Source organism: Barnesiella propionica, from assembly GCF_025567045.1.
GTDB lineage: Bacteria > Bacteroidota > Bacteroidia > Bacteroidales > Barnesiellaceae > Barnesiella_B > Barnesiella_B propionica.
Map to the genome: position 1 here is coordinate 26,388 of NZ_JAOQJK010000006.1, position 25,951 is coordinate 52,338.

The 25,951-nt window shown below is 42.1% G+C and carries 25 protein-coding genes and 1 tRNA gene; 22 read left to right on the plus strand and 4 right to left on the minus strand.

Annotation, left to right across the window (positions count from 1 at the left end; all coding sequences use genetic code 11):
• Window positions 1-12: 12 nt before the first annotated feature.
• Together OCV73_RS09240 and nspC are read left to right on the plus strand one after the other, a co-directional pair.
• Window positions 13-2,379 carry an ATP-dependent helicase gene (locus OCV73_RS09240; protein WP_262512937.1) on the plus strand — a complete coding sequence of 789 codons (2,367 nt, stop codon included), beginning with the start codon at window positions 13-15 and terminating at the stop codon, window positions 2,377-2,379.
• Between the two features lie 11 nt (window positions 2,380-2,390).
• Window positions 2,391-3,533, plus strand: coding sequence for a carboxynorspermidine decarboxylase (gene nspC, locus OCV73_RS09245; RefSeq protein WP_147551554.1), 1,143 nt, complete (start codon window positions 2,391-2,393; stop codon window positions 3,531-3,533).
• Window positions 3,534-3,566: 33 nt separating this feature from the next.
• Here nspC and OCV73_RS09250 read toward each other — a convergent pair whose 3' ends face one another.
• On the minus strand, window positions 3,567-5,231 hold the full coding sequence (locus OCV73_RS09250; RefSeq protein ID WP_147551556.1) for a putative transporter: 1,665 nt from the start codon (window positions 5,229-5,231) through the stop codon (window positions 3,567-3,569).
• Window positions 5,232-5,477: 246 nt separating this feature from the next.
• Between OCV73_RS09250 and OCV73_RS09255 the strand changes: the two genes are divergently transcribed.
• The 4 genes from OCV73_RS09255 (at window position 5,478) to OCV73_RS09270 (ending at window position 12,743) form a co-directional block, all read left to right on the plus strand.
• Window positions 5,478-6,005: a 3'-5' exonuclease gene (locus OCV73_RS09255; RefSeq protein WP_147551558.1), complete on the plus strand. Its 528-nt coding sequence runs from the start codon at window positions 5,478-5,480 to the stop codon at window positions 6,003-6,005.
• Window positions 6,002-7,288 (plus strand): L-cysteine desulfidase family protein, encoded by a 1,287-nt coding sequence (locus OCV73_RS09260; protein WP_147551559.1) that lies wholly within the window; start codon window positions 6,002-6,004, stop codon window positions 7,286-7,288. The genes OCV73_RS09255 and OCV73_RS09260 overlap by 4 nt, the downstream gene beginning before the upstream one ends.
• Window positions 7,289-7,809: 521 nt before the next feature.
• Window positions 7,810-8,730 carry a TolB-like translocation protein gene (locus tag OCV73_RS09265; RefSeq protein WP_147551561.1) on the plus strand — a complete coding sequence of 307 codons (921 nt, stop codon included), beginning with the start codon at window positions 7,810-7,812 and terminating at the stop codon, window positions 8,728-8,730.
• A 5-nt stretch (window positions 8,731-8,735) separates the two neighbouring features.
• Complete coding sequence (locus OCV73_RS09270) at window positions 8,736-12,743, plus strand: T9SS type A sorting domain-containing protein (protein ID WP_147551563.1); 4,008 nt, start codon at window positions 8,736-8,738, stop codon at window positions 12,741-12,743.
• Window positions 12,744-12,830: 87 nt separating this feature from the next.
• On the opposite strand, the gene OCV73_RS09275 is transcribed toward OCV73_RS09270, so the two are convergent.
• Together OCV73_RS09275 and OCV73_RS09280 are read right to left on the minus strand one after the other, a co-directional pair.
• Window positions 12,831-13,283, minus strand: coding sequence for an META domain-containing protein (locus OCV73_RS09275; RefSeq protein ID WP_147551565.1), 453 nt, complete (start codon window positions 13,281-13,283; stop codon window positions 12,831-12,833).
• 76 nt (window positions 13,284-13,359) lie between these two features.
• Window positions 13,360-13,432: transfer RNA gene (locus tag OCV73_RS09280), tRNA-Glu, on the minus strand.
• A gap of 208 nt (window positions 13,433-13,640) precedes the next feature.
• Here OCV73_RS09280 and OCV73_RS09285 point away from each other — a divergent pair.
• The 13 genes from OCV73_RS09285 (at window position 13,641) to OCV73_RS09345 (ending at window position 21,526) form a co-directional block, all read left to right on the plus strand.
• Entirely contained in the window at window positions 13,641-14,966 is a 1,326-nt protein-coding gene (locus OCV73_RS09285) for a hypothetical protein (protein ID WP_147551566.1), read from the plus strand.
• Window positions 14,967-14,983: 17 nt separating this feature from the next.
• Window positions 14,984-15,367, plus strand: coding sequence for an RHS repeat-associated core domain-containing protein (locus OCV73_RS09290; protein WP_147551568.1), 384 nt, complete (start codon window positions 14,984-14,986; stop codon window positions 15,365-15,367).
• Window positions 15,364-15,843 carry a M91 family zinc metallopeptidase gene (locus OCV73_RS09295; RefSeq protein WP_147551569.1) on the plus strand — a complete coding sequence of 160 codons (480 nt, stop codon included), beginning with the start codon at window positions 15,364-15,366 and terminating at the stop codon, window positions 15,841-15,843. The genes OCV73_RS09290 and OCV73_RS09295 overlap by 4 nt, the downstream gene beginning before the upstream one ends.
• Window positions 15,844-15,863: 20 nt before the next feature.
• Entirely contained in the window at window positions 15,864-16,307 is a 444-nt protein-coding gene (locus tag OCV73_RS09300; protein ID WP_147551570.1) for a hypothetical protein, read from the plus strand.
• A 43-nt stretch (window positions 16,308-16,350) separates the two neighbouring features.
• Window positions 16,351-16,803 (plus strand): hypothetical protein, encoded by a 453-nt coding sequence (locus OCV73_RS09305; RefSeq protein WP_147551572.1) that lies wholly within the window; start codon window positions 16,351-16,353, stop codon window positions 16,801-16,803.
• A gap of 24 nt (window positions 16,804-16,827) precedes the next feature.
• The gene (locus OCV73_RS09310; RefSeq protein WP_147551574.1) at window positions 16,828-17,280 is read left to right on the plus strand and encodes a hypothetical protein; all 453 of its coding nucleotides are present in this window, start codon (window positions 16,828-16,830) and stop codon (window positions 17,278-17,280) included.
• Window positions 17,281-17,304: 24 nt separating this feature from the next.
• Window positions 17,305-17,757, plus strand: coding sequence for a hypothetical protein (locus OCV73_RS09315; protein WP_147551576.1), 453 nt, complete (start codon window positions 17,305-17,307; stop codon window positions 17,755-17,757).
• Window positions 17,758-17,781: 24 nt separating this feature from the next.
• Complete coding sequence (locus OCV73_RS09320; RefSeq protein ID WP_147551578.1) at window positions 17,782-18,234, plus strand: hypothetical protein; 453 nt, start codon at window positions 17,782-17,784, stop codon at window positions 18,232-18,234.
• 24 nt (window positions 18,235-18,258) lie between these two features.
• Complete coding sequence (locus tag OCV73_RS09325; RefSeq protein WP_147551579.1) at window positions 18,259-18,711, plus strand: hypothetical protein; 453 nt, start codon at window positions 18,259-18,261, stop codon at window positions 18,709-18,711.
• 24 nt (window positions 18,712-18,735) lie between these two features.
• Entirely contained in the window at window positions 18,736-19,188 is a 453-nt protein-coding gene (locus tag OCV73_RS09330; RefSeq protein WP_147551580.1) for a hypothetical protein, read from the plus strand.
• 16 nt (window positions 19,189-19,204) lie between these two features.
• Window positions 19,205-19,978 carry an RHS repeat-associated core domain-containing protein gene (locus OCV73_RS09335; protein ID WP_147551582.1) on the plus strand — a complete coding sequence of 258 codons (774 nt, stop codon included), beginning with the start codon at window positions 19,205-19,207 and terminating at the stop codon, window positions 19,976-19,978.
• Window positions 19,926-20,420, plus strand: coding sequence for a hypothetical protein (locus tag OCV73_RS09340; RefSeq protein ID WP_147551584.1), 495 nt, complete (start codon window positions 19,926-19,928; stop codon window positions 20,418-20,420). The genes OCV73_RS09335 and OCV73_RS09340 overlap by 53 nt, the downstream gene beginning before the upstream one ends.
• 74 nt (window positions 20,421-20,494) lie before the next feature.
• Window positions 20,495-21,526 (plus strand): delta-60 repeat domain-containing protein, encoded by a 1,032-nt coding sequence (locus OCV73_RS09345; RefSeq protein WP_147551586.1) that lies wholly within the window; start codon window positions 20,495-20,497, stop codon window positions 21,524-21,526.
• An 11-nt stretch (window positions 21,527-21,537) separates the two neighbouring features.
• Here OCV73_RS09345 and OCV73_RS09350 read toward each other — a convergent pair whose 3' ends face one another.
• Window positions 21,538-22,818 (minus strand): Na+/H+ antiporter NhaC family protein, encoded by a 1,281-nt coding sequence (locus tag OCV73_RS09350; protein ID WP_147551588.1) that lies wholly within the window; start codon window positions 22,816-22,818, stop codon window positions 21,538-21,540.
• A 223-nt stretch (window positions 22,819-23,041) separates the two neighbouring features.
• Here OCV73_RS09350 and OCV73_RS09355 point away from each other — a divergent pair, with 223 nt between their 5' ends.
• From OCV73_RS09355 to OCV73_RS09365, 3 genes are all read left to right on the plus strand, one after another.
• Window positions 23,042-23,620, plus strand: coding sequence for a superoxide dismutase (locus OCV73_RS09355; protein WP_147551590.1), 579 nt, complete (start codon window positions 23,042-23,044; stop codon window positions 23,618-23,620).
• Between the two features lie 282 nt (window positions 23,621-23,902).
• Window positions 23,903-25,264 carry a TrpB-like pyridoxal phosphate-dependent enzyme gene (locus OCV73_RS09360; RefSeq protein WP_147551592.1) on the plus strand — a complete coding sequence of 454 codons (1,362 nt, stop codon included), beginning with the start codon at window positions 23,903-23,905 and terminating at the stop codon, window positions 25,262-25,264.
• A 162-nt stretch (window positions 25,265-25,426) separates the two neighbouring features.
• Entirely contained in the window at window positions 25,427-25,879 is a 453-nt protein-coding gene (locus OCV73_RS09365; RefSeq protein WP_147551594.1) for a YccF domain-containing protein, read from the plus strand.
• The last annotated feature ends 72 nt before the right edge of the window (window positions 25,880-25,951 follow it).

A 25,951-nucleotide genomic window follows, 5' to 3' on the forward strand; every position in this document is an offset into this window, starting at 1 on the left:
ATCTCTGTTTTTATGTGTAATTTTGCAGGAAAGAAGAAACAACGGAACGTGGAAGAAATATTACAAAACCTGAACGAGCCTCAGCGGGCCGCCGTAACCTATAACGACGGACCGTCTTTGGTTATCGCAGGAGCAGGTTCGGGGAAAACCCGCGTACTCACCTACAAAATTGCATATCTGTTACAATCGGGATATGAACCGTATCGATTGCTGGCTCTGACCTTCACCAACAAAGCTGCCCGGGAAATGAAAGAACGCATTGCCCGTCTGATTGACGTACCTACTGCAGCTCGCTTGTGGATGGGAACTTTCCACTCTGTTTTCTCCCGTATATTGCGCTCCAATGCCGAGCGCTTGGGATTCAAATCCGATTTTACCATTTACGATACATCCGATTCCCGCTCTTTACTGAAAAGCATTATCAAAGAAATGCAATTGGACGATAAGATATATAAACCGGCCACGGTACAGGCGATCATTTCAAATGCAAAGAACGCGCTTATCACTCCTTCCTCATACGAATCCAATAAAGAGATACGCGAAACGGATGCCCGGTCCAAACGTCCTTTGATACACGAGATATACCGTACATACTGGCATCGCTGTTTCATATCGGGAGCGATGGATTTCGATGATCTACTGTTATATACCAATATATTATTCAGGGATCATGAAGATGTGTTGCACCGTTATCAGGAAATTTTCCGGTATGTCCTGGTAGACGAGTACCAAGATACCAACTTCGCTCAACACCTTATCGTAAACCAACTTTGCAAAGGGCACGGCCGCATCTGCGTGGTAGGTGACGATGCACAGAGCATTTATTCGTTCCGGGGAGCCAGCATCAATAACATACTGAATCTGAAAGAAGAGTATCCCGGACTGAAAACTTTTAAACTGGAGCAAAATTACCGTTCTACCCAAAATATAGTAAATACCGCCAACAGCCTTATCAGTAAGAATAAAGAACAAATCCGCAAACATGTTTTCTCAGAAAAGGAACCGGGCAGTAAAGTAGCAATTTTAAATGCTTATTCAGATTTTGAAGAAGGCTTTATCGTCGCGAACCAGATATCGGAAATGCGTATCCTGGGAGGATTTTCTTTCAACGATTTCGCAATCCTTTACCGTACCAATGCCCAGTCCCGTATTCTGGAAGAATCGCTGCGAAAAAGAAATATACCCTACCGCATATACGGCGGACTGTCTTTTTACCAACGTAAAGAGATCAAAGATGCCGTATCATACTTTCGTATCACCATTAACCCGGACGACGAAGAAGCGTTGAAACGGGTTATCAACTATCCTGCCAGAGGTATTGGGGATACGACCATAAAAAAGATCGTTCAATGTGCCATAACTCAGGGGATAAGCCTTTGGCAAGTTGTTTCCGACCCAGTGTCATACGCGTTGCCGGTCAATAACGGAACTATAAGCAAATTACTGCGATTCAGGGATCTTATTGAAGGATTCCGGTCGGAGATGCAGACAAAAACCGCGACAGAACTGGCAGAAATAATTATCAGACAATCGGGCTTGTTCCAAGATATACATAGCGACAACACCCCTGAAAATATAAGCCGCCAGGAAAATATACAGGAGTTACTGAACGGTATTTCCGAATTTTGTTCTTTGCGGGAAGAAGAGGGAGAAGAACATGTGTCATTAAACGATTTTTTAGCCGAAATATCTCTGGCGACCGATCAGGACAGCGAAGATGATAAAGAGAGTGAAAAAGTGACCATGATGACCGTGCATGCGGCAAAAGGTCTGGAATTCAAAAATGTAATTATCGTAGGAGTGGAAGAAGACCTGTTCCCCTCTTCCATGAGTAAGAATAGCGAAAGAGAGATAGAGGAAGAAAGGAGATTACTCTATGTAGCTATTACGAGAGCCGAAATAAATTGTATCCTCACATACGCATCTACCCGTTTCCGTAACGGGCAGACCACGGCATGTCCGCCCAGCAGATTCCTGAAAGACCTCGATCCGCAATATATCACTATGCCCGAACGTTTAAGACCCGGCTCCACCGGCAAAGAAGAAACTATTGTTCCCCCTTGGGAACATAGTGACCGCAGCTATACGACTCCGGCGGAACATCCCATACGGGAACACAGACAGCCCAAACCTGAAATATATTCTCCCGAACCTAAAAAACGGCTGACACGCATAACGAAAACAAACGATCCGGCACCTTCCCTGCAAAGCGTAGGAGATCTTACCGTCGGATGTCATATAAGACACGAACGCTTCGGTACAGGAGAAGTAGTCAGTATAGAAGGAAACGGTGACAATTGCAAAATAGGAGTAGAGTTTCAACATGTCGGACGTAAACAACTTTTATTGAAGTTCGCCCGTTTTACTATCATCAAATAATTTGTCAAAAAATGAATACCCCCATACAAAAGGTTCCCTCACCCTGCTATTTGCTGGATGAAGGGCTATTAAGAAAAAATCTTTCTTTGATAAAATCGGTTAAGGAACGTGCCGGAGTCAACATCATACTGGCTTTCAAAGCCTTTGCCAACTGGCATGCTTTTCCCATTATACGGGAATATATACCTTATTCTACCGCAAGTTCGGTAAACGAAGCACAACTGGCCTACGAAGAAATGGGCAGTCCGGCACATACTTACTCTCCGGCTTATACAGAAGAGAATTTCCCTGTATTTCTTAAATACAGCAGCCACATTACGTTCAATTCCTTATCCCAGTTTGAGAGGTTCTATCCATTGGTAAAAGCAAACGGAAAGAAAGTTTCATGCGGCATTAGAATCAACCCGGAATTTTCGGAGGTGGAAACAGACTTGTACAATCCTTGTGCGCCGGGTTCACGCCTGGGTGTTATTTCGGACCTGCTTGGCGAACGGTTGCCTTCCGGAATAGAAGGTCTGCATTTTCATACCCTATGCGAATCTTCTTCCTACGATCTGGAAAAGACATTAATGCAAGTCGAAAAAAAATTCGGTCACCTTCTCCCCCAGGTAAAATGGCTGAACATGGGAGGAGGACATCTGATGACCCGTAAAGATTATGATACGGAGCATCTTATAGAGTTACTCACGACATTCAAACTCAGACATCCTAATCTCGAAATCATTATGGAACCGGGAAGTGCTTTCGCCTGGCAAACCGGTGTACTGGTCTCAACGGTTACCGATATAGTAGAAAATCACGGTATACGTACTGCGATTTTGGATGTTTCTTTCGCGTGCCATATGCCCGATTGTCTTGAAATGCCGTATAAACCTGCCATACGCGGTTCAAAAGAGCCGGCTACCGGGCTGCATGCTTATCGCATGGGAGGCAATTCCTGCCTGAGCGGAGACTACATGGGAGACTGGTATTTCGACCATGAACTAAAAGTAGGTGAACGTATCGTATTTGAAGATATGATACATTATACCACGGTAAAGACTACCATGTTTAACGGAATTCCTCACCCGGCCGTTGCCCTTCTTCGTCAAAACGGGGAAATAGAAATATGGAGGGAATTCGGATATGAAGATTACAAAAACAGAATGGGATAACAAAATGTCATCCCTTTTCTTTATATTTTATCATTACAGAAAAAACATCAGGATGACCTGTGCGATAATCACGCGCAGGAACATGCACACCGGATATACCGTAGCATAGGAAACCGAAGGATTATCTCCTTCTATCGTATCATTGGCATAATCGAGCGCCATCGGATTGGCCATACTGCCGCATAGCATTCCCGATACGGAACCGAAATCGAGTTTATTGATTTTCAATGCCCACAAGGCCATAATAACCACAGGAACAAAAGTGATAGAAAAACCCAGTAAAATCCAAAGCAGGCCTTCGGGACGCACTACGGTTTCGAAAAAATGAGCACCGGCATCCAGTCCCAGACAAGCCAGATACATAGATATACCCAAAGCCCGTAACATAAGATTGGCACTCCGGGTCGTATAAGTAATCATATGTAAGCGGGGACCGAATGTCCCTATCAAAATACCTACGATAATAGGGCCTCCCGCCAGGCCGAGACGAACCGGTACGCTTATGCCCGGTATGCTGAAAGGAACCGCTCCTACGGCAAGCCCCAGTATAATACCTACAAAAACCGATATAAGGTTCGGTTCGTTCAGGCTTTTCACCGCATTCCCGAGTATCTTAGATACATTTTGAATAGCAGCCGCTTCTCCCACAACAGTCAGCCGGTCGCCCATCTGAAGTGTCAGATCCGGGGTCGCCAGCAATTGTACCCCCGAGCGGTATACCCGGCTTATATTGATGCCGTAATGATTGCGCAGCCTCAACGAGCTTAATTTTTTTCCATTTATTTCAGGCCTTGTCACCACGATACGCTGTGAGATCAACTGACTGTCTATGGCATTCCAGTCTATACTATCTGTATTCCAGTCTTTTTCCTCATGCTCTCCGAAAATAACGGTCAAAGCGCTGACATCCTTTTCGGACGTCGTGATTACAAGCAATTTATCACCTTTACGCAAAGTCATTTCGGAAGTAGGAATACTCACTTTACCGTCACGCCACAACCGGGATATAACAAATTTATGCGTAGTAAGATGTGCTACATCACGAATGCTTCTTCCGTATATAGCCGGATTGGTTATCTGGAAACTTACGATATAAGCCTGGTTCTTATGCTCTTTATCCGGATTAGGAAGGTCGGAAGGACGAACGAATATCTTGCGTACAAACGCTATTGCCAGGATAACTCCTACGACGCCTAACGGATAGGCGACCGCACAACTAAGGGCCGGCCCGCTTACAGGTAATCCGAATTGCTTCATAGCCTGCTGGGCGGCTCCCAATGCAGGTGTATTGGTAGTCGCTCCGCACAAAAGACCTACCATATCAGGCATACTGACTCCTGTAGTCAGATGAAATATAACCGTCATCAACGTACCCAGAAAAACTACGCCTAACGCTAATTCTACCAGACGTACTCCTCCGGAGCGGAATGAACTGAAAAAGCCCGGACCGACCTGCAGTCCTAATGCGTACACGAACATTACCAGACCGAAACTTTCAGCATAATTAAGCATCTGCGTATCAACCGAAAGTCCCAGATGTCCGGCCATAATACCGATAAAGAAGACAAAGGTAACCCCTAATGATATACCAAAAATTCGTATCTTTCCCAACCCGAGCCCCAGGGCCGATATAAGGGAAATAACGACGACTGCCTGTAAAGCGGAGTGTTCGCAGAATAAACTATATAGCCATTCCATGTTCTATTCGTTTCGGTTTTCGTTTTGAACGGCAAAGATAGGAACAAAATCCGTAAGTATTCCAACCATACGCTACGAAAAAGCCTGTAATGATAGAAAACCAAATACCAGAACTTCGGAACGAGTTATCTTTAATCTGCATTTTGTCTGTCGCAGACTCTAAAAACACATAAAAAATAAAACCGGTCCGTATTTGCAAAATCAGGATAAAACCGTTATTTTGCAAACTGAAAAAGAGAGAGATATATGAACACGTTCACAGCCATCGATTTTGAAACAGCTACCGGGTATATGGACAGCGCTTGTGCAATAGGTATAATAACAGTGGAAAACGGCAGGATCACAGACGAATATCATACGCTCATACAGCCTCCCGAAAACATATATTGGAATTCAAATATCAAAGTACATGGAATCACTCCGGAAATGACACAGCATTCTCCCGGCTTCCATGCTATATACCCCGATATAAAAGAACGCTTGTACGGTCGAACTGTTGTGGCTCACAACGAATCTTTCGACCGCACTGTCCTAAAAAAAACCATGCGCATGTATCAACTCGATTACGACGAACTGATGATCGCAGAAAAATGGCAATGTACATGCCGGATATACCGTTCTATAGGCTTCAAACCGGCAACATTGAACGCCTGCTGTGAAAAAATGAACATACCCCTGAATCATCACGAAGCCCTTTCGGACGCACGCGGATGTGCCCTGCTTTATCTGGAATACCTGGAAAAACAAATTATGAAAACTTCAAATAACTCATGAACCGGAAGGAAAGAACAAAGATTATCGAACTCGTCCGCCAGGAAGTCGTACCGGCAATAGGTTGTACCGAACCCGTCGCTGTCGCTCTGGGCGTTGCCAAGGCAACCGAAATTCTGGGAAACCAACCGGAACATATCCATGTCTATTTAAGTGCCAATATTCTGAAAAACGCCATGGGAGTTGGTATTCCGGGTACCGGTATGATAGGACTGCCTATCGCAGTGGCTTTAGGGGCTCTTATCGGCAAATCGGCCTATAAGCTGGAAGTTCTCAAAGAATGTACACCCGAAGCCGTAGAAAAAGGGAAACGATATTTAGAAGAAAAACGTATCGATATAAAACTTAAATATAACACTGAAGAAAAACTTTATATAGAAACCATATGTGAACACGGACAGGATAAAAGCCGTACAGTTATCACGGGAACTCATACCCACTTCACTCATATGAGTCTGAACGATAAAATCCTGCTGGAAGAAAACGAAGGCCATACCCTTAAAAATACGGAAGTAAAACAGGAACTTACATTAAAGAAGATATATGATTTTTCTATGAATACACCTCTGGAAGAAATATCTTTTATCCTGGAAACAGCACACCTGAACAAGGCCGCTGCTGAACAATCTTTTTGCGGAACATACGGACACCAGTTGGGTAAAACGATGAAAGGAAAATATGAACGACTCATTATGGGTGACAGTGTTTTTTCACATATCCTTTCTTACACGTCTGCCGCCTGCGACGCCCGCATGGCAGGAGCCATGATACCCGTCATGAGCAATTCGGGCAGCGGCAACCAGGGTATTGCGGCGACTCTACCCGTGACTATCTATGCCGAAGAAACTCACAAAAGTGAAGAAGAACTCATACGCGGACTTATGCTCAGCCATCTGACCGTTATTTATATTAAACAAAGCCTGGGATGTTTGTCCGCCTTATGTGGTTGCGTAGTGGCTGCAACCGGTTCAAGTTGCGGTATCACCTATCTGATGGGAGGAAACTATACCCAGATATCCTATGCCGTTAAAAATATGATCGCCAATCTCACCGGCATGATATGCGACGGAGCCAAACCCAGCTGCGCATTAAAATTGAGCAGCGGAGTTTCCACGGCTGTATTATCGGCTATCATGGCTATGGAGAATAAGTTCGTCACTTCGGTAGAAGGTATTATCGACGAAGACGTAGATCAGTGCATCCGGAATCTCACACTCATAGGCTCTAACGGAATGAATGAAACAGATCGTCTGGTTCTGGACATTATGACTCATAAAAATTCCTGATACCCGGGAAAACTAAAAATTCATTGATTTCCCGGTTGGAGACCTCCTGTATATTTACTTCTCTGAATGCAGGTGTTTATCATCACCAAAAATGAAATTCATAAATTATATATACAATATATAATAAAAGAAAAATAAATTATTACAACATATTTTAAAAATTCACAATACTAATTTACAACAAAAACAATAGATTATTTTTCCTGTCAATAACCTATATTTATTCTGTTTTATCATTTTTTTAATCTATCTTCTTTAAACTCGGAAAGTTATATTCAAACCATTAAAAAACAATAAACACATCCCGAAAAATTTCATTCATTTTATATTTTATCCAATATTTTTTTGTTACAATAAAATGTTTTTTTAATTTTACCACGCATTAATCTTAAACTATAGAGCATTATTAATCAAGGGTACAGAAGCTTATGAGAGAAATAGATTCGTCATTCTATATACACTTTGAAAAATATATTATTAATATCAAATTAACCCAATTACTAATTTTAAATCTAGACTGCATGAAAAAAGTACTTTTCGCATTTGCAATTTGCTTCAGTTCTATTGGATTTGCGCAGGTAATTGATGTAGCTTCTGTCAAAGAAGTGAACATCCCGGCTAACATAAGTGCCGGATTTTCCACAATCAGTCCCAATGGTGATTATCTGTTGGTAACTGATTTCGGTAAAAAAGGACTTCATAGGTACGACCTGTCTACCGGTGAGGTAAAAACTATCTCATCCGCTCCCGGAGCCGGATATGATGTAAAAATCATGGACGACGGCAATACTGTCGTATATAGAGAAGCGTCCTTTACGAAGGATAACCTGAGAAAAACAACCCTGAAATCGGCAAATCTGAACACCGGAGCTAAATCCACTATCGTTAAAGCGACCCGCGATTTACAAGGTGTTACGGCCAAAGACGGAGCTGTTTATACTGTTGAGAACGGAAAACTGGCATCCAAAGCTGTTACTTCCAAACAAAGAGGGGTATCTTCTACACCGGTTATGTCCATTAACAACGGACAGCTTATGATGACCCGGAACGGACAAACTAAAACGTTCTCTCCCAACGGAACAAATGTTCGTTACATTTGGCCGTCCGTTTCGCCTGACGGAACGAAAGTCCTCTATTATGTAACAGGTGTGGGCGCGTATGTATGTAACCTCGACGGTTCCAACATTACTTCTTTAGGAATCGTTCGCGCCCCGAAATGGTATAACAATGGCATTATCATCGGGATGAACGATAAAGACGGCGAATACGACACGATAGAATCTTCTATCGTAGCGGTAACTGCCGACGGAAAAACCCGCCAGACTCTTACCGGTCCTTCCGTAATCGCCATGTATCCTACCGCATCGGCAAAAGGAGATAAAATCTCTTTTACCACTCCTGTAGGTAAAACTTATATCATTAACGTAAACGTCAAAAAATAACAGCTATGAGGAAACTATTTATTTCAGCAATTGCCTTGGTCATGGCTGCAGGTAGCCTTGGTGCCAAGAATCTTGACGAAGCAAGAATATACCTGAACCCGGGGCACGGCAGTTGGGGACCTAACGACCGCCCGATGGCTACTATCCCCTACCCGAACCTGGCAGAGACCGGAATGCCTGATACATGCGGTTTCTATGAATCCAATACTAACCTGTGGAAGGTACTGAAGCTCGGTAAGACATTGGAAAAAATGGGCGCAAGACACGAGAATATCATGTACTCCCGTACTGCAAACGGACCGTTCCCTTACGTTAAAGGAGCTGCCGACGCAGAAAAATATAACCGTAACCTGAGCGAGATATGCGAAGAAGTAGATGCAAACAATATGGACTTCTTCCTGTCGGTTCACTCCAATGCCGCCAGTGAGGGTACGAACACAAACTACCCGCTTTTCCTGTATCGCGGCTATGACAGTCATGCCGATGAATATGCGCAAAGCAGCTATGAAAAAGCTACTACAGTGTGGCCTTATCTCAAGAGCAACGAGCTCGATCCGATGACGGCTTATGCAACCTCGATGAACATACGCGGAGATATCGATTTTTATCATGATTCATCCGATCGCACAGGCAGCAACGGAGTAACTTATACCGGTTATCTGGGCGTACTGAAACACGGATGCCCGGGATTCCTGAGCGAAGGATATTTTCACACATACCAACCGGCCCGCCACCGTGCTCTGAACAGCGACTATTGCGGACAAGAAGGTATAAGATATGCCCGGGGCATAGCCAAATATTTCGGTGCTACGGGTGAAAATACCGGTTATATCATGGGGTATGTAAAAGACCTGCATGAAAAGATCGATAATCCTTTGTTCAAATATTCTGTTGGTTCCGACGATCAATGGCTTCCTATCAACGGAGCTACTGTTGAACTCTACAAGAACGGAACCAAAGTGGATACTTATAATGTGGATAACAATTATAACGGTATCTTCGTATTTGAAAACCTGGAACCGGGGGAATATACCCTCAACTATATCGCTAACGAATACAAAGCTCCGGGCGAAGACTATACCAAGCCGGTTACCGTTAAAGCGAACGAAACGACTTATGTAAAAGCATTTCTCGAATCGGAAAATTATGTTCCTCCCGTACCCGATCCTATAACTTATTATAACTATCCCGATCCTGTACAGGACGGATACCTTTTACCCGCAACGCAATACAACATGACAACGGCGTTCGACGGCAACGCTATCGATGTACTTGCCGATAAAACCGTACGTCGTTCCATCCTTCGCGGCGATTCTTTATACGTGCTTGCTGTAGATGCGCAAAAAGCTCCGTATATTTATATCATCAATCCGGAAACACAGGCAGTTATCAAGACGCTCAATACAACCGGGACACAAGGCGGTATATACGCAATTTCCGACATAACCTTTACAGCAGACAACGTACTCATCGGCTGTAACATGGAAGAAACCCAGTTTACTCCTGCCGGAACATTCCGCGTTTACAAATGGAATGATCTGGACGCTGCTCCCGCCGTATGGTTTACTTCTCAAAAGAGCGGTAATTTCAATAATGCAAATACCGGACAAACGATCGCTTACACCGGCACATCTAAGAACGGTAAACTTATCACGTCTGCCGTTACTACCGGTTCTTCTCTCCAGGTACGCGTCCTTATATATACAATTGAGGACGGTGTGAATACCGTCGACGTACGTAACCAGAATGCAAACGAATACACTGCCGTACTGTGGGGTACCGATTTCTCTTTCACCGTATCGCCGCGCGCCGATGATAACATTATCGTAGACGGTTCCAATACTACGCCTATCGAGTTCAAAACTTCTCCGGCCGACGTAGCTCCCATGGAAAAAGTAGGAGACTGGAACAATGCCGAACTGATTGCGACCTCCACAGGGGCTAATTACTTCAAATATGGTAAACATGCCTTAATGGTAGTTCCGTCCAATACGAAAGAAGCTGAGGAAAATGCAGGATTCTACAACACAGGCATTAAGCTGTTCGATATCACCAACGGACTGGATAATGCTATTTCCATCGAAATAGAAGGACCGGATTTCAATGCAGTTCACGGAGTAAACTACACGATGGGAGCCGCTAAGGTAGAAAACGCCGACATCAGTTTATACCTGGTAAATGCAGGCGCCACTACAAAAATGGCTAAATACACGACCAAATCCGTAGCTCAGCCGGTAGTTAAAGGTGTGTATGCTTACGGACTTTCCGTAGAATCGACAGCCGATGCTTACACATTCAAGTTTACAGCCAACGACAACGCCCATAACGGAGCGATCATATTTACCGATGCTGTAACCGGAAAAGAAGCAGGCAGCAAATCGTTTGCTCCTGTAAAAGGTGAGAACTCCGTAACAGTAAACAAAAACGAGTTGCCTTACGGTAATAAGCTGAACTGGGCGGTTCGTTTGGAAGGCAATGCCATACCGACAATTGCTAAACTGAACGAAAAATCCGATGCTTATAAACTGGTACGTGGAACCGGTGTCGTAGTGGATAATTCTCCCGAATCGGACTATTTCGGAAGAATCTATGTCAATAATTATGATAAAAGCAATGGTGCAAATTCCGGTATTTTCGCTTTCAACGCAGACTGGACACCGATCAACACCGTAGCTTACGGAAGCTCATACCTGGGAACCAACTATCGTATAGGTATAGGTCCTGACGGTAAAGTGTACATACCGGACTGGTCCGATCCTAATTCCGGTATTTATATCGCCGACCCGGCTAATCTGGAAGGAGAATTCCTGAACCTGTTCCGCAACAATACCCGTGACGGGAACGGTCTATTTACCAATACCAACGGTGTAGCTGTCGGTGGTTCTTCTCCGGGCGTTTATGTTCTCGGAACCGGTGAAAATACCACATTGTACTGCTATAGCGAAGATATTATCGTCAACGGTAACGGAAATAACGTAGTTACTTATAATATAGGAACCGACAAAAATGCCTGGGACGAAGCACCCAATAAGGTTTATCCTATCGGCAAATTGCAAGCTAATACCAACGGTAATATTATCGCCGACGAAAACGGCGGTGTATGGGTAGCACAAACGCGTAGCTCCGGAAACAACACGGATGCCGTACCGGTTCTTATCTATGTAAACGCCGAAGGCAACGTGGTTTACAATTCAGGTATTTCTCTGGCTGCAGAACTGAACGGATGCTGGGGTTCCGGTTTCACGATCACGAACGATGGAAAGACCCTGATCATCAACAACGAAGTAAATGAATTCATGTTCTTCGATCTTACCTGGAACGAAGGTGTGCCTGTACTGACTTACAAATACAAATACAAACATGACATAGGAGAAGGTTCAGGCAATATTTACCAAATGACATGCGATGCAGCCGGAAACTTGTATGCCGTAGGCGCTTATCTGGGTATTTATTCTTTGCCTACAAGCGAGAACCAGACGACAGTACCTGCCAAGAAATCTATGGCTATCGAGGGACGGACCGTAACCGCCGTTGCCCCGACTAATGCTGCAGCTGTTGAAAATGAAGACGGAACCGTTACTCTTACCTGGGATGCACCTGTTACCGATCTCGAGTACACTTATAACCTGTACCTCGATAACGAGAAAGTAGGAACTGCCGAAGCTACAGCCACTTCTTATGATTTCGCAGCACCCGGCGCCGGTAGACATGTATTCGGAGTAACAGCCGTTTACATAGGAGAAAACGAATCGGAAGCCGCAACTTCCACATTAGATACATCTTTAGAGGATAATATCGTTGCTAATACCAAAGTCAGCGCATATCCTAATCCTGTTAAAGATATGATCCATATCAACGCTCCTGAAGAAATCGTTATTGTACGCATATTCAGTGCTACCGGATCTCTGGTAATGGAAGCCAACAGTGCCAGTGTAGACGTAAGCCGCCTGCCTGCCGGAGTATATCTCCTTAAAGTAAATAACCTGAAAACGATACAGATTATTAAGAAGTAATATCTGACATCTATAGGTTCATAATAAAAAAGGCACCCGGGATTCGGGTGCCTTTTTACATTCAGTATATCTGCCGAAGCTGAAAAATCATTGAGCCGTACTGTCTTTTTCCGTTTTTCGGGTAAGGATAATCACCTGCGATCCGTTCTCGTCACATAAGGCGATCCGCCCCTTTCCGGCATCTTCGAACGATTTTACTTTGTTCAACGCTCCCAATACCTTTCCTTCCGTCTCCATATCGGGACAAGCCATCTGGGTAGTTGCTACAGGTCCCAGAATGATAACGCCCGGGTTAAGAGAATCTACAGAAAAGGCGCCCATCATCAGGTTACAACCGCTATTCCCGTACAAACGGTCTTCATCCAGATTGAATCCGATAAAAGGGGCCGGCATATCGCCCGATGAAGTTACAGGAGCACCATCTACCTCGGAAATTATCCATTCTCCTTCCAGGTCTCCGACCGATACGGATTTTTTCGAATTACAGGAAAACATCATACACGCACATGCTGCGAGAAGCGAAAACCATACTTTTTTCATTTCGTTTTTCAATTGAAGTTAAATAATTATATATAAAGAAAAAAGCAGACAATTTGTTCATTGCCTGCTTTCGTTGTAGCGATTCCGGGAATCGAACCCGAGTCTCAACCGTGAGAGGGTTGCGTGCTAGGCCACTACACTAAACCGCCATGCGTACTCTCTTGAAAAGCGATGCAAAAATAACAGCTTTCGACGAAACGAACAAGTATTTTTAAAAATATCTGCAAGTAATCCGGAAATAATCCTGATTGCAACATAGCACAAGAAAATTTCTTCCATAAAAATTACACGAATAGTTTTGTTAATAAAAATAAATAAATATATTTGTAATACTTATAATTTCAAACCTTGATGATAATGCCGAAAATAAGATATGTACAGTCACGGACTGTCGTTTTTATTACGGGAATAATTTTTTATTTTCTTCCATTTCCTTTATCCGGGCAACTACCCTCCTTCCGGCCTCCCGTTCCGGCTCCCGCATCTTTTAATCCTAACCTCAATTTCAATCCCCATACTCCGCCTCCGTCCCGTCGGCACTCTTGGGACGATAACTACCGCAGAAACGATGAAATGGTACGACGGGATATGGAGCAACATGAAAGGAAGCAAAGGATACAGCAGCAAGAACTGTTATACTTCCGGGAAGTAATCGCATTTCCTGAATTCTCCGGCATACCCGGAACCGAATATTTCCGAACGGTACGGGAAAAACTGGAACAGATGCTCGTGGGAGAACAACCGGTGAACCTGAAGAGCGCCGTATATCTGATTGAGAACGCTTATCTGGAAGACAAGCTGGACTATAACCGGTTCGACAGTGAAATACAAAATCTGAAAAGGATATGCCTGCTCAAGATGAAAGAAGAAAAACTGGACAGCGACGACCCGCTGGCGAAAATTATGATGATATTCCGCGTCATGACCGACGTCGTACGGATAAAAGAACCCGGGACGGAAAAACAACTCGTACATTACCCCATGAAATACGATTTCGAAGATTACCGTTGCCGGAACGACATGACAAATTATATGGTATCCAAGCTATTATCTGTAAATACGGGACAGTGCCATTCACTCCCCCTCCTCTTCCTCATCCTGGCGGAAGAACTGGGAACCGAAGCGTATCTGTCGTCCTCTCCTTCCCATCTCTTTGTGAAATTCAGGGATGGGAATACCTGGTATAACGCGGAGCTTACGCAAGGAGCGATAGTCAGCGACGATTTTTATATGAGCAGCGGATTCATCAAGTCCGAAGCTTTACGGAACGGGCTATACCTCCAGCCCCTGGATAAAAAACAACTTACGGCACAAATGCTCACGGACCTGACTCTCTATTACGTTCGCAAATACGGATTCGACAGTTTTGTAAAAGAAAGCCTCGGCACCGTCCTGAAATGGCATCCCAATAATATAGATGCCCGGCTTATAGAGTCCAACTACCATACCGCAAGAGCGCTTCATGCCATCCGCTGTTGCGGTTCTCCCCCGAAAGAAAGGCTCCCGCTTTATCCGCAAGTTTACGAACTGTACAATACGATGCTGCAATCCTATGCCGTTCTCGACAGCCTGGGATATGAAGATATACCGGACGAGGTGTACCGGAACTGGATAAAACAAACGGAATCGGAAAAAGACAACCGGGAAAACCGGCCTTCCCCCATAAAACAGATCGGAAAATAAATTTAAAAACATAAACTATGAGAAGACTCTTTTTGTTATGGATAATACTGGCCTGCATCGGTACCGGCGAAGGAAAGAACCCGTTCGCCCGGTACGGATATCCGGTAAAAGTGGCTACGATGAGTAACGGGAAATATGAAGAGTTCCATGATACGGAGAGATATGTCGTGATCGGCTCCGTATTGTTCGATACGGAAACGCAGACGGTGGCCGGAAGGGCCGGCACCGATACCTGTGCTCCGCCTCCCCGTGCCATCTGCCGCTATATATCCATCGATCCCGAGGCGGAACGCTACTACTCCATCAACCCGTATGCCTATTGCGCGAACAATCCCTTGAAATATGTGGATAAGGACGGGAAAAAATATATCCGGCTCCGGGCACGTCTCAGCAATTTATGAAAGAACTTTCCATAGCCGTACGACACCTGAACCGACATGGAGCCAGCGGATTAATTAAAAAAATAAACGATACGGAAAATATATATTATATCAAGGAATCTCCAGACAATGGAAGTCGTTTCCATGCTGATATACAAACAATCGAATGGAACCCCAGCCAGACCATGATCACCACCAACGGTACGGAAATATCGCCGGCTACATTGTTGAACCATGAATTCGACCATGCGGTGCGGCATGAAACCGATGCCAAGCAACAAGCTTTAGATCAAAATAATACAGACACTCCTTACGGCAATAAGGAAGAAGAAAGAGTCATAACCGGTTCGGAACAAGAAACGGCTAAGGCTTTAGGAGAAATAAAAGAAGGAGAAGTCACCCGCACCGACCACTACGGAAGTTTATACGAAACGACATCTCCCATTTCCACGGAAAGGAAAAACAAAATCATAGTTACCGCACCCAGATTAAAATAAATAGAATAACAATCAAAAACATGAAAAAACAAATTATAATTGCGCTGGCTGTTCTGGGATTTTTTCCTTTTTTTACAGAGGCTCAGATTTTAAATCATAATTTCGAGAAGATTGATATTTATTACGAAAATTTCTCAATTATGGAAATATGCGATGTTCCTTGCGAAAATTTTGAAAACAGGCATGGAAGTATTGTTCAACATAAAGACTTAACTGATTCTTTAGCCATAATCAAATGGATAGGAATAATAAACCGATTAAAAAAAACGGATACTGCAGATGAAAATTACAATAAACGTTTGGATACCAGGGCAAAGTTATTTTTACATGGAATAAACGACACTATATCTATCTGTCTGGATTATTGGAACACAGATATTTGTAACCAACGTTATGATACCTCTCCCGAACTAAGACTGGAACTTGAGAAGATGTTTCAAAAGCCTAAACCAAAAAAAACATAAAAAAAATAATAGAAAATAAATTTCCATATTCATTTTATCCGTTATGAAAAAAAGATTTATAATATTACTTATTACAGCTTTCTTTTATATGTATCTTTTGCAGGCTCAAATATTAAATCATAATTTTGAGAAGGTTGATATTTATTATGCCGATTTTAGTATTATGACTGCTGTAAATATCCCTTGCCACGATTTTATTGCATTCAGTGATGAACATAAAATAATCACAGACTCTTTAGATATTAAAATATGGATAGGAATATTAAACCGATTGAAAAAAACGGATACTACAGATGAAAATTACAATAAACGTTTGGATACCAGGGCAAAGTTATTTTTACATGGAACAAACGACACTATATCTATCTGTCTGGATTATTGGAATACAGATATTTGTAACCAACGTTATGATACCTCTCCCGAACTAAGACTGGAACTTGAGAAGATGTTTCAAAAGCCTAAACCATATAAACATAAAAAAAATAATAGAAAATAAATTTCCATATTCATTTTATCCGTTATGAAAAAAAGATTTATAATATTACTTATTACGGCTTTCTTTTATATGAATCTTTTGCAGGCTCAAATATTAAATCATAATTTTGAGAAGATTGATATTTATTATACTGATTTCAACATAATGTCCGTAATAAATCTACCTTGTGATGATTTCTTATCTTACAGCAGAGAACATAAAACAATCACAGACTCTTTAGATATTGAGATATGGATAGGAATATTAAACCGATTGGAAAAAACGGATACTGCAGATGAAAATTACAATAAACGTTTGGATACCAGGGCAAAGTTATTTTTACATGGAATAAACGACACCATATCTATCTGTCTGGATTATTGGAATACAGATATTTGTAACCAACGTTATGATACCTCTCCCGAACTAAGACTGGAACTTGAGAAGATGTTTCAAAAGCCTAAACCATATAAACATAAAAAAAACAATAGAAAATAAATTTCCATATTCATTTTATCCGTTATGAAAAAAAGATTTATAATATTACTTATTACAGCTTTCTTTTATATGCATCTTTTGCAGGCTCAAATATTAAATAATAATTTTGAAAAGATTGATATTTATTATACTGATTTCAACATAATGTCCGTAATAAATCTACCTTGTGATGATTTCTTATCTTACAGCAGAGAACATAAAACAATCACAGACTCTTTAGATATTGAAATATGGATAGAAATATTAAACCGATTGGAAAAAACGGATACTATAAATGAAAGTTGCAAAGACAAATTAGATACCAGGGCTAAGTTATTTCTATACGGAGATAATAAAAATATAATGATCTGCATCGATAACTGGAATACGGATATTTGCAACCAATGTTATAATACTTCTTCCGAACTGAAACAAGCTTTGGAAAAGACTTTTCAAAAGTGTAAACCATATAAACATAAAAAAAACAATAGAAAATAAATTTCCATATTCATTTTATCCGTTATGAAAAAAAGATTTATAACATTACTCATTACGGCTTTCTTTTATATGAATCTTTTGCAGGCTCAAATATTAAATAATAATTTTGAGAAGATTGATATTTATTATGCCGATTTTAGTATCATGACTGCTGTAAATATCCCTTGCCACGATTTTATCGTATTCAGTGATGAACATAAAACAATCACAGACTCTTTAGATATTGAGATATGGATAGGAATATTAAACAGGCTAAATAAAGCAGATACAGAAAATAAATACTTCGATAGAATATTAGATACCAGAGGAAAATTATTTTTATACAGTTGTAAGGATACTATACAAATATGCCTTGATTACAGATATACCGATATTAATAACGAACGTTATGATACCTCTCCCGAACTAAGACTGGAACTTGAGAAGATGTTTCAAAAGCCTAAACCATATAAACATAAAAAAAATAATAGAAAATAAATTTCCATATTTATTTTATCCGTTATGAAAAAAAGATTTATAATATTACTTATTACGGCTTTCTTTTATATACATCTTTTGCAGGCTCAAATATTAAATAATAATTTTGAGAAGATTGATATTTATTATGCCGATTTTAGTATCATGACTGCTGTAAATATCCCTTGCCACGATTTTATCGCATTCAGTGATGAACATAAAACAATCACAGACTCTTTAGATATTGAGATATGGATAGGGATATTAAACCGATTGAAAAAAACAGATACTGTAAATGAAAGTTGCAAAGACAAATTAGATACCAGGGCTAAGTTATTTCTATACGGAGATAATAAAAATATAATGATCTGCATCGATAACTGGAATACGGATATTTGCAACCAATGTTATAATACTTCTTCCGAACTGAAACAAGCTTTGGAAAAGACTTTTCAAAAGCCTAAACCATATAAACATAAAAAAAACAATAGAAAATAAATTTCCATATTCATTTTATCCGTTATGAAAAAAAGATTTATAACATTACTCATTACGGCTTTCTTTTATATGAATCTTTTGCAGGCTCAAATATTAAATAATAATTTTGAGAAGGTTGATATTTATTACGAAAATTTCTCAATTATGGAAATATGCGATGTTCCTTGCGAAAATTTTGAAAACAGGCACAGAAGTATTGTTCAACATAATGATTTAACTGATTCTTTAGCCATAATCAAATGGATAGGAATATTAAACAGGCTAAATAAAGCAGATACAGAAAATAAATACTTCGATAGAATATTAGATACCAGAGGAAAATTATTTTTATACAGTTGTAAGGATACTATACAAATATGCCTTGATTACAGATACACCGATATTAATAACGAACGCTTTGATACCTCTTCCGAACTAAGACTGGAACTTGAGAAGATGTTTCAAAAGCCTAAACCGAAAAAAACAAAAAGAAAATAAATTAAAAAACAGAATTATGAGAAGAATCTTTTTGTTATGGATAATACTGGCCTGCATCGGTACCGGCGAAGGAAAGAACCCGTTCGCCCGGTACGGATATCCGGTAAAAGTGGCTACGATGAGTAACGGGAAATATGAAGAGTTCCATGATACGGAGAGATATGTCGTGATCGGCTCCGTATTGTTCGATACGGAAACGCAAACAGTGGCCGGAAGGGCCGGCACCGATACCTGTGCTCCGCCTCCCCGTGCCATCTGCCGCTATATATCCATCGACCCCGAGGCGGAACGCTACTACTCCATCAGCCCGTATGCCTATTGCGCAAACAATCCCTTGAAATATGTGGATAAGGACGGGAAACAGGTGGTCTTGCCGGCACCCGGGCCTATTCCCGTTCCGGTCGTTCTGCCTTCGCCGCCCAAAGAGGGTTCGTTGCCGGACATTAAGCTTTTATCTGTTCAGGTAAAAGAACTAATAAAACAGTCTAAAGATGCGCTTTTGTTTTCTGCGGCTTTAAATTTATCGCCTTTTGTAACCTTTATTCCAGAACAGACGGAAGCATCGCAGTCACAGGATCAGGCTTCGGACAGCAGTAAAAACGAAAAGCACGGGGACGGGGGCAGGGAGCAGGCAAAGAGTGAAAAAAGAATAGGGGAACTGTCGGAGCAGTTAAAGAACGCAAAAACAAAAAAAGAGAAAAAAGAAATCAAAACTAGAATTCAAAATTTACGTAGAGATGGACAAAGAAAAAACAAAGGGGAAGAACACGGAAGAGGCAACAGACGATAAAAGCCTCCTGAAACCCATATTGGTCCCGAATAAATCGGTTTCTGTGTTTAAACTAGGTGACGATATTTCCAATTACTTCTGGCTAAAATATGACTATACGCCCAAAGACAAGAATCTGGAATATGACGCAGATTCTTATGACTTCTGGGAAATTCCGGTTATTATCTGGACTGACGAAGAGACCGGTAAAAAAATAGAAACGATCAGATGTGATGACTCCTGTATCTGGAACGGAACGGAACTGATCGGGATGCCGTATGCGGAATTTCTGGAAACATTCGGGCTAAAAGCCGATAAACATGATAATTTATATTCCGTAGGACCGAAAATCAGGGGACGCAATTACGACGTATACGATTTTGAAGATTTAGGTTTAATGATCTGGGTCTGGAGAAAAAGGATACGGACGGTATTAGCCCTGACTTATCTCGAAGACGAATAAGTAGATATTTTAAATAACCGATATGTAGTTAAAAATAAAATTGAACTTACGGAAGGAACTTGCAAACAAAGCTTATGAGAAAAATAAATATATTGTTCTTCATTTTATTCGCAGGATATTTCTGTGGATATTCAGCCGGCCGGGAGAACTATATCCGATGTTACAACATTATCGACTCGATGCTTGACGGTACGAAGGATACCAGTTTTAAAAAAGCAGTTTATGAGGTAGAAAATGCATGGTACGACGGGAAGCTGGACGAAACCGAATTTTATTCCGTCATCAGGAATTACGCGCTGCTATGTACCGAGAAGGGAAAAATGATGGATATCCGCTATGATTTCGACGACATCCGCTCTTTCAGGAATCATGCTTCTTTATTCTCTTTTATGACAGATACTACCCTGATATATATCGACGATACCACCTTTGTCAGCCACCCTCCTTTCATTTACGGAGAAGAAAATATTATGGAGAATAAAGACTGGGGACGTACATCGGTAACGTCTCTGCTCGTTACCCACCGGGGAAACTGCCGCTCCCTGCCCATATTATACAAACTGATAGCCGGGGAAATGGGAGTAAAGGCATGGTTGGCATTGGCTCCCAACCACCTGTATATCAAACTGCACAATAAAACCAACGGCTGGTATAATACAGAATTGACTTCGGGTGTATTTCCAACAGATGCATGGCTGATGGCGAGCGGATATATCCATACCGACGCGGTCAAGAACGAAATGTACTTGGATACATTGTCCTTACAGGAATCCATTGCTCTGTGCCTCACCGATCTGGCAGACAGCTACCTCCACAAATTTCCCGAAACGGGATATGACGACTTCGTCCTGTGGTGTTGTGACAAAGCACTGGAATATTTCCCTCATTATATCAACGCCCTGCTGATAAAAGCGGAAGGGTTACGGTTCCGCTATGAACATAATGCAGAGAAGCCGGAGTCCCTGCGTAAGGAAATCGACAAATTATATGCACATATCCATAAACTGGGATATCGTAAAATGCCGGAAAAAATGTACCGCGAATGGCTGTTATCGCTGAAAACGAAAAACAAACCGGAAAATGAGGACGAACATCTTCCGCATTAAAAACAGGAATATCATGAGTATTTTCTAGGATAGCGGAACAGTATAGCCAATATAGCGAACAAAGCAAGTACGAGAGGATAGTAAAGATACCGGATAATGCTGAGCGGAGAGACTATTGCCAGACCTGAAGCCATGAGGAGCTGGGCGCCGTAAGGAATAATACCCTGTACCACACAGGAGAAGGTATCGAGGAGGCTGGCGACCTTGCGGGAATCCAGCCCGAATTTCCCGGATATATTCCTGGCGATCGGTCCTACGGTTATGATAGCGATGGTATTGTTCGCCGTACATATATTGGCAATCCCCACCAAAGCGGCGATGCTGAATTCGGCTCCCCGTTTCCCGCTGACATGACGGGTAAGCAGGTTAATGATATAATCTATTCCTCCATTATACCGGATGAGCTCGAGCATTCCTCCTGCCAACAGGGTAATAATGATAAGCCCTCCCATAGCCGAAACGCCTTCACCCATTGCTCCGAACCATCCGAACACATCTATTACGCCGTCGGCTATTCCTATGATTCCCGCCGAGAGGATGCCCAGTGTCAGCACCTTCATCACGTTCATTCCGGCGATAGCCGTCGCCAGTACCAATATATAGGGCAATATCCGTATCCAGTCCACAGGCGGAGCATCCACCGTATCGACCTGCACACCTGCCAGCATATAATATACGAGCATAACGACGGCGACAGGAAAAACAATACGGCTGTTGACTATAAATTTATCCCTCAGTTCACACCCCTGCGTACGGGTGGAAGCTATCGTCGTATCGGATATAAAAGATAGATTATCGCCAAAAAAAGCTCCTCCGACCACAATGGCGACCATATAGGGTATCTCGGTACCTGTACGGGCAGCCAGTCCTACGGCTACCGGAACAAGAGCGACCACCGTACCGACGGAGGTTCCTACCGACATGGAGATAAAACAGGCGGCTACGAACATTCCCGCCAGAAGCAATTCACCGGGCAGGAAATGCAAGGTAGCGTTTACAGTGGCTTCGATGGCACCCATAGCTTCGGCCGATTTGGCAAAAGCTCCGGCGAGAATGAATATCCATATCATAAGCATGACATTGGGATTGGAAGCTCCTTCGGAAAACAGGGCGACGCGTTCGCTAAACTTTTTCCGGCGGGTAATACATACCGCATATACTGATGAAATAATAAAGGCAACCGATATGGGTACTTTATAAAAATCGTTTATCAGCAACGAAGTGACCAGATATAATACTAAAAATACGAGCAAAGGACTTAATGCCCAGAATGACGGTTTTATTTTTTCCATTCAATTTATTTTAAGAACGCAAAAATAAGGATAATTATTTGATTATTAAACCTATCGTCGGAACCGAGAAAAAATAATGAATAAATAATGAACAAAAAAAATGCTAATGTGTTTTATTTAAAAGCAAAAATTGGTGCTTAAATAAAAAAAATTTCATATTTTGCTGAACTTTTCAAGCACATCTTTGTTTTAATAATATAAACAAAATAAAAGTGTAGAAATTATGACATACGAATTGCCCAAACTTCCTTACGCTGCCGACGCACTTGCTCCTGTCATCAGCCAAGAGACGATCGAATATCACTTCGGCCGTCACGAACAGACCTACATCAATAATCTGAACAAATTGATCGCAGGTACTCCGTACGAGGATGAAAATATAGAAACGATTATTAAAAAATCGGAAGGGGCATTATTCAATAACGCGTCACAAGCGTGGAACCATATTTTCTATTTCTTTACTTTCTCTCCTCATGGCGGAGGCGAACCTGAAGGGAAACTACGCGAAGCCATCGAGAAGCAATGGGAAAGTATAGACCACTTCAAAAAAGAATTTGAAGAAACCGGAACAGGTCTCTTCGGTTCGGGATGGGTATGGCTTTCGAAAGATAAAGACGGAAAACTGGTTATCAGTAAAGAAAGTAATGCCGGTAATCCTATGACAAAGGGACTTACTCCTATCCTGACTTTTGATGTGTGGGAACATGCATATTACCTCGACTACCAAAACCGGCGGGCCGACCATCTCCACAAACTGTGGGATATCGTAGACTGGAAAGTAGTCGAGTCAAGATACTTATAATTCGCACTTTTCTAATAGTCGCGCGTGAGCGTAACTCTATCTAGCACTTTAAAATAAGCATAATGTGATGAATTCTAAAAGAGAGGCATGCCGCGTGAGCGGTCCCTCTCTTTGTCTTTTTAAGTATATGACAGAAAACATATATAATCAGGTTATATATACCAAAAGCATTTTATTGCTTTTTTTGAATTTCCGAAATAATTTTGTTTACTTTGCTATCACATAAATATCCAAATTTACAGAACGATTACATTTTTACAAAACATCTGATATATACCGATCATGAACACAAAGAAATTTATCCTTCAGGAAAAAGATATTCCACAAGCCTGGTACAATGTAATGGCGGACATGAAAAACAAGCCCATGAACCCATTGCATCCGGGCACGAAAAAAGCGCTTAAACCAGAAGACCTGTATCCTATTTTTGCCGAAGAGCTGGCACGTCAGGAACTCAATATGACGGACGCCTGGATTGAGATACCCGATGAAGTAAGGGAAATGTACAAAATATGGCGTCCCACTCCTTTGGTGCGTGCTTTAGGACTGGAAAAGGCGCTGGATACTCCTGCACATATTTATTTCAAGAACGAGAGCGTAAGCCCCGTAGGTTCCCACAAACTGAACTCGGCGATAGCACAGGCCTACTATTGCAAAAAGGAAGGGGTTACCAATATCACGACCGAAACCGGAGCAGGACAGTGGGGAGCAGCCTTGTCGATGGCAGCAAAACATTTCGGTCTGGAACTGGCCGTATATATGGTAAAAGTGAGTTATCACCAGAAACCGTACCGCCGTTCTATTATGCAAACATTCGGCGCACAGGTTATAGCGTCTCCCAGTATGTCTACGAAAGCGGGCCGCAAAATCCTGACCGACCATCCCAATTATCAGGGGAGCCTGGGGACGGCTATCTCCGAGGCGATAGAGCTGGCAATGAGTACACCCAATTGTAAATATACCCTGGGAAGCGTACTGAACCACGTATCGCTCCACCAAACCGTAATAGGGCTGGAAGCTGAAAAACAAATGGAAATGGCGGGGGAATATCCCGACATCGTTATAGGCTGTTTCGGCGGAGGATCTAACTTTTCCGGAATTACATTCCCTTTCCTGCGGCATAAGCTGAACGAAGGTAAAGATATACGCCTGATCGCAGCAGAACCTGCTTCCTGTCCTAAACTGACCCGGGGAATATTCCAGTACGACTTCGGCGACGAGGCCGGTTATACGCCGTTACTGCCCATGTACACGTTAGGACATAATTTTGCCCCGGCAAATATACACGCGGGCGGACTGCGCTACCACGGGGCCGGGACTATCGTAAGCCAGTTGAAGAAAGACGGACTGATGGAAGCTATGGATATACAGCAACTCGACACGTTCAAAGCCGGGACTTTATTCGCCCAATGTGAAGGAATTATCCCTGCTCCGGAATCGTCGCACGCCATCGCCGCTGCGATTAAGGAAGCATTGATAGCAAAGGAAGAAGGTACACGCAAATGTATCTTGTTCAATCTTTCGGGACACGGCCTTATCGATATGGCCGCTTATGACCAATATCTGGCAGGCGACCTGACCAACTATGAGGTTACCGACGAAGACGTTGCCAAAAACCTCGAGAGCATAGAAAAAATAATCTGACATATTTATTTTTTTACAACAAAAGCCTTCGTACGTGGGCTTTTGTTGTTTTATACTCCCGTAAGTGGATATAGTTCTTCACGGGCCTGACTGATGAAGATTTGATTTATTCACCACAATGTTTTATATTTAGGAACAAACAGACTATAAAATTGTGTATATATGAATACATTATTGAATATTATCTGGCATATTCCGTTTCTGGGCTTTATCTACGCCGGCATTTACGCTTTATGCGGACTGATCTTATGCCTGACCATTATCGGAATGCCTTTGGGGTTAGGATTGCTACAAATGGGCCGGTTCCTGCTATGCCCGTTCGGTAACGCTCTGGTAAGCCGGGGCGATCTGGCACGCTTGAAAGGAGAAAACCGTAATATTCTGGTCGTTACCTACTCATGTCTGTTGCGTATCGTTTATTTTCCGATAGGCCTTATCTTGTCCATACTTTTCTTATTTTCCATCGTCAGTGATTTTCTTTCGATCATAGGAATTCCCTGTGCACTGGTGTGGGCGAAATCATTACCGGCGATATTCGACCCGATCGACAAGATATGTGTACCCGGCGAAATTTCCGATGAAATAAACAGACGCAAAACCTTGGGAACTTTATAGTGTCACACAAAGTAAAAAGATAATTTTTCCATGTCCTGAATAAAACCATATATAGTTTTTGCGAATCTTATT

Excerpts from the sequence above, each read along its gene's own strand:
- OCV73_RS09320 (WP_147551578.1), top strand. The coding sequence starts at position 17,782 with ATGAAAAAAAGATTTATAACATTACTCATTACGGCTTTCTTTTATATG.
- OCV73_RS09275 (WP_147551565.1), bottom strand. The coding sequence starts at position 13,283 with ATGAAAAAAGTATGGTTTTCGCTTCTCGCAGCATGTGCGTGTATGATG.
- OCV73_RS09300 (WP_147551570.1), top strand. The coding sequence starts at position 15,864 with ATGAAAAAACAAATTATAATTGCGCTGGCTGTTCTGGGATTTTTTCCT.
- OCV73_RS09290 (WP_147551568.1), top strand. The coding sequence starts at position 14,984 with ATGAGAAGACTCTTTTTGTTATGGATAATACTGGCCTGCATCGGTACC.
- OCV73_RS09250 (WP_147551556.1), bottom strand. The coding sequence starts at position 5,231 with ATGGAATGGCTATATAGTTTATTCTGCGAACACTCCGCTTTACAGGCA.
- OCV73_RS09340 (WP_147551584.1), top strand. The coding sequence starts at position 19,926 with ATGGACAAAGAAAAAACAAAGGGGAAGAACACGGAAGAGGCAACAGAC.
- OCV73_RS09335 (WP_147551582.1), top strand. The coding sequence starts at position 19,205 with ATGAGAAGAATCTTTTTGTTATGGATAATACTGGCCTGCATCGGTACC.
- OCV73_RS09355 (WP_147551590.1), top strand. The coding sequence starts at position 23,042 with ATGACATACGAATTGCCCAAACTTCCTTACGCTGCCGACGCACTTGCT.
- OCV73_RS09265 (WP_147551561.1), top strand. The coding sequence starts at position 7,810 with ATGAAAAAAGTACTTTTCGCATTTGCAATTTGCTTCAGTTCTATTGGA.
- OCV73_RS09260 (WP_147551559.1), top strand. The coding sequence starts at position 6,002 with ATGAACCGGAAGGAAAGAACAAAGATTATCGAACTCGTCCGCCAGGAA.
- OCV73_RS09285 (WP_147551566.1), top strand. The coding sequence starts at position 13,641 with ATGCCGAAAATAAGATATGTACAGTCACGGACTGTCGTTTTTATTACG.
- OCV73_RS09365 (WP_147551594.1), top strand. The coding sequence starts at position 25,427 with ATGAATACATTATTGAATATTATCTGGCATATTCCGTTTCTGGGCTTT.
- OCV73_RS09315 (WP_147551576.1), top strand. The coding sequence starts at position 17,305 with ATGAAAAAAAGATTTATAATATTACTTATTACAGCTTTCTTTTATATG.
- OCV73_RS09305 (WP_147551572.1), top strand. The coding sequence starts at position 16,351 with ATGAAAAAAAGATTTATAATATTACTTATTACAGCTTTCTTTTATATG.
- OCV73_RS09255 (WP_147551558.1), top strand. The coding sequence starts at position 5,478 with ATGAACACGTTCACAGCCATCGATTTTGAAACAGCTACCGGGTATATG.
- nspC (WP_147551554.1), top strand. The coding sequence starts at position 2,391 with ATGAATACCCCCATACAAAAGGTTCCCTCACCCTGCTATTTGCTGGAT.
- OCV73_RS09325 (WP_147551579.1), top strand. The coding sequence starts at position 18,259 with ATGAAAAAAAGATTTATAATATTACTTATTACGGCTTTCTTTTATATA.
- OCV73_RS09270 (WP_147551563.1), top strand. The coding sequence starts at position 8,736 with ATGAGGAAACTATTTATTTCAGCAATTGCCTTGGTCATGGCTGCAGGT.
- OCV73_RS09345 (WP_147551586.1), top strand. The coding sequence starts at position 20,495 with ATGAGAAAAATAAATATATTGTTCTTCATTTTATTCGCAGGATATTTC.
- OCV73_RS09295 (WP_147551569.1), top strand. The coding sequence starts at position 15,364 with ATGAAAGAACTTTCCATAGCCGTACGACACCTGAACCGACATGGAGCC.
- OCV73_RS09350 (WP_147551588.1), bottom strand. The coding sequence starts at position 22,818 with ATGGAAAAAATAAAACCGTCATTCTGGGCATTAAGTCCTTTGCTCGTA.
- OCV73_RS09240 (WP_262512937.1), top strand. The coding sequence starts at position 13 with ATGTGTAATTTTGCAGGAAAGAAGAAACAACGGAACGTGGAAGAAATA.
- OCV73_RS09310 (WP_147551574.1), top strand. The coding sequence starts at position 16,828 with ATGAAAAAAAGATTTATAATATTACTTATTACGGCTTTCTTTTATATG.
- OCV73_RS09330 (WP_147551580.1), top strand. The coding sequence starts at position 18,736 with ATGAAAAAAAGATTTATAACATTACTCATTACGGCTTTCTTTTATATG.
- OCV73_RS09360 (WP_147551592.1), top strand. The coding sequence starts at position 23,903 with ATGAACACAAAGAAATTTATCCTTCAGGAAAAAGATATTCCACAAGCC.